The sequence below is a fragment of the Agriterribacter sp. genome (genome assembly GCF_035444585.1).
Taxonomy (GTDB): domain Bacteria; phylum Bacteroidota; class Bacteroidia; order Chitinophagales; family Chitinophagaceae; genus Agriterribacter.
Genome location: NZ_DAOMOZ010000327.1, coordinates 1 through 3,537, shown reverse-complemented (window position 1 = coordinate 3,537; position 3,537 = coordinate 1). Strand labels below are relative to the sequence as shown.

Genomic DNA, 3,537 nt, shown 5'->3' with positions numbered 1-3,537 from the left:
GCGCGTTCAGGCGTGAGCGGGGCACCTCCCGCTGATAGCTGACCGCCCAACTGCTAAAGCAAAAGACCTCCATTGCTGAAGGTCCTTACTGATTATAAATAGCCCCAAAACTTATCTAATTATTATTGTCTTCATTTATCCTTCCCCGACGAAATTGTTGCTGCATTTCGCTTAAAGGTTTTATATCGTATCCTTTGGGTACTTCAAAAACCTTGTCATCTATAACAGGATCAAGTTCCACTTTGGTTACTTCCATGTGCATTTTAAAGCCATTGGAGCGACTTACATCATAGCCCATAATAAAGCCGTCAATTTTATCGAGCCCGGCAATCCCGAAGCCACCTCTCTGCCCGCGCATGCCTCTTCCAAAACCGCCACCTGTATTTCCCGCCTCAGGATAGCCCGGTATTTTAAAGTCGGGGGTATACCAAACAATGGTTTCATTTATTTCCCCCTGCCGGGATTTGGTTTTTATAATGGCTTTTTTACAATTGTAGCCGGCAATTTTTTTTGTTTCGCTGGTAGCAACAATTTCTGCTTCCGGTGTTGTGGCATTAGCAGCGTTGCTTACCGATTGCCCGCGTGTCTGTCGGATTGAATCCCTGCGCGCCTCCATACTTTTCCTCATGGCTTCTTCATCTTCTTCCGTGCTGTAAAACCCGGTTTTTCGTCCCATAGCTTCCCTGAGCGTAGTGGTTCTCCTGTTCCTTTTATCAACAATTACCATCGTATTCCCAAAATCGCTTTCATTGTGTGTTTTGATCAGGTCGCCTTTAAAATAGACTGTGCTTTTGCTTTCCATGCCTCCCGGTCCGCCAAAACCTGCATTGCCCTCGTCATCACCGCCTGCACTGCGGTTTATATTTTGCGGGAAGATAATTTCTGTTTTTGATTTTACTATAGCGCGCTCTGCAGTTTTTTGTTGCGCAAAACCGGTTGTGGTGCAGGCGCCCAGTAAAATCAATCCTGTAAAAAGCCTTTTCAGCATTGGAAAAGATTTGTTCCCCAAAGCTAAATCCTAAAAGCTTCCGGTTTTGTTATGGAAGGTTAAATAACGTTAATAAGTTTCAAAAAAGCATACAGAGCCGCCCACCCATTCTTTGTCTTTATTGTAACGTACGCCGATCATCTTTCCCTTGCTCAGGCGCGCCAGGTTGATGGCGGCATGAGGGCGTTCATCGCCATCGGGCCATACGTACATCAATCTTATCTCTGCTTTGGCCGGTGTGTCAGGTGTTGCTATTACATCGGCATATTTTACTTTGCGCTGCAGTATCCAGTTTTCCGGATCCCGTATCTTTTCAATATCCGCTGCCGTAATGTCAATTAGCACTCCCTGCCCTGCGAAGGAAAACAATGGCTTCAATACATAGTGCTCCAGATCGGGCGGGATCTGTTTCACCTCGTTCAAAAAAAACGTTTTGGGTACATAAGGGTGATAAATAAAAGGAAGCGTGAATTTGCTGATACGGTAAAACCAGTTGGGATGGGGTATCCATTCCACATCCCAGTCCATTGTAATATCTATGCCATTAACGGGACGGGTTTGTGCTTTCAGGTCGTCAAAGATCAGCCGGTTGTATATTCTTTTGATCACTGTTTTCTTTCCTTTATTAAGGTAGAATAGTTTTCTTCCTTCGGCTGTAAGATCTGTTATGCACACCGGCCTGATGCCCGTAAAATCCTGCGTACAGTAAAAATCAATCCTCGTTTTTTGCTCATGCGGATTGATCTCAAGCAGCACCACGTTCTCTGCCTCATGATCACCCAGCAATAATTTTTTTAGCATGTCCAGATAGCTGGTTTGATCGTAGCCGTTCAGGTAGTGACTGTAGTTTGCGGGTATGTCAAAATGTTTTTTTACTATTTCGGGATAATATGCCTGGAAACCAAACAGGGTAGGGAAGCCCTGCATTTCTATGAGTTGAGGTTCCAGCTCATTGTCTTCATTGATACAAACGCCAAAATCAAAAGCGATCATGTGGCTGTGCATGGTTTCGCCCGGCACATATTCATTTTTGGGGATAGCCCTTTCCGTTATGGTTTTAAATTCGGGGTCTGTAATAATATCTATGATGCTTTCGCAGGCATCAAGCATTTTTTGAGTGAACTGCTTATCTGCAAATACAGGGGTTTCCGCCACGCGAAATTCAATAGCGCCGGGGTGAAGGCTGTTAAGGTCTTTTAAAAATGCCTGATAACGGCTTGCAGTAAACCCTGCATTGAATGCTTTTCGCAATTGGGGTACCATGGTCCATGAGTTTTACAGGGAAGATAAATATTATATGTTATACTTCCACTGTTTGCAAATGTTCTACCGCCTGGTTAAGAAAATTGGGCAACACATGCGAATAGGTCCAGAGTATTTTATCCGGGTCGTTCAACTGCTCGATCATTGAAGCCCACTTGTTGGCCCCATGCGCTGCAATAACGCTGCTTTTCTTGTCTTCCCGCTGCAGGTACATGCTCATGCCAATGGCATCGGCTTCGGGATGGAACTGGGTGCCGATCATATATTCGTTGAAGCGGATACCCATAACGGCTCTTTCCAGCGGCACATGCGGTCTTTCCTTTTCTATACAAAGCACCGATGCGCCCATTTGCGTAAGCCGGTGGTGATTGGGATTTGTTACCTGGTAATCGCGGCTGTCTACAGCATAGAAGGGGTCGTTCAGCCCGTCAAATACAATTTCCTCCTTTCCTTCATTCAGCAGATGAACGGGAAATACGCCGAATGCCGTTGATCTTCTTTTGCTAATATCGGCAAGCCGGTAATGGCGGCATACCAACTGGTATGAATGACAGATGAAAAAAACATATTTTTTTTGGTGGTTGCCAGGGTTATTGTTCCACGCTTCTACCTGGCTGAGCCAACGGAAATAGGCGCCTTCCCAGGAGCTGCCTTTGCTTTCGAGGGGGCTTCCGGGCCCACCGCTGGAGATATAAATATCGTAAGCGGTATCGGGTACTTCTAATTTTTGGCGCACATCAAATTCATCCCATTCCATATCCAGGAAATTGGCCTCGCCATATTGATTCAAAATTTCCCTGATGCACCGCATGCCCTGGTTAGCTACACCTTCATATAAATTGAGTATGGCTACCCTGACGGGCTTTTTTTCCACTGATTTCATCATGCAAATGTAATATTTTTGAATTTGCCAGGAGAAGCCCGGAGAAGCTGCACTACGACATAACGCTTTGAAAAATAGATATATTACATTAAAGTTGTAAGTGTTATTGGTGTGGTTGGTACATATGATCCACAAAAAAACCTTATTTATATCACCTCCACCATCGTTGTTTGTCATATTGTTTCATACAGACTATGTTTATTTTTGCTTTTGAAGTGACAATATTAACCTATTGGGTATGTTTGACTATAATTTATCCGACAGGGTAATAAAAGCGGTTTTTTATACCTTTGCAAAAAATTACAGCTTATAAGTATTCTTTACTTGAAACAGTTATCTAAAATAGCAAGTGTTTTTGTAATGTTGATTATGCTTTTGAGCATAATGAAAACCTCTATTCTTT

The 3,537-nt window shown here is 43.7% G+C and carries 3 protein-coding genes; all 3 read right to left on the bottom strand.

The features are described 5' to 3' along the window. Positions 1-115: 115 nt before the first annotated feature. A complete protein-coding gene (locus PLH26_RS20990) occupies positions 116-988 on the bottom strand; it encodes a hypothetical protein (RefSeq protein WP_324587975.1) in 873 nt (290 codons plus the stop codon). A gap of 69 nt (positions 989-1,057) precedes the next feature. After that, a complete protein-coding gene (locus PLH26_RS20985) occupies positions 1,058-2,251 on the bottom strand; it encodes a hypothetical protein (RefSeq protein ID WP_324587974.1) in 1,194 nt (397 codons plus the stop codon). A 37-nt stretch (positions 2,252-2,288) separates the two neighbouring features. Continuing rightward, positions 2,289-3,137: a glutamine amidotransferase-related protein gene (locus tag PLH26_RS20980; protein WP_324587973.1), complete on the bottom strand. Its 849-nt coding sequence runs from the start codon at positions 3,135-3,137 to the stop codon at positions 2,289-2,291. Positions 3,138-3,537 lie beyond the last annotated feature (400 nt).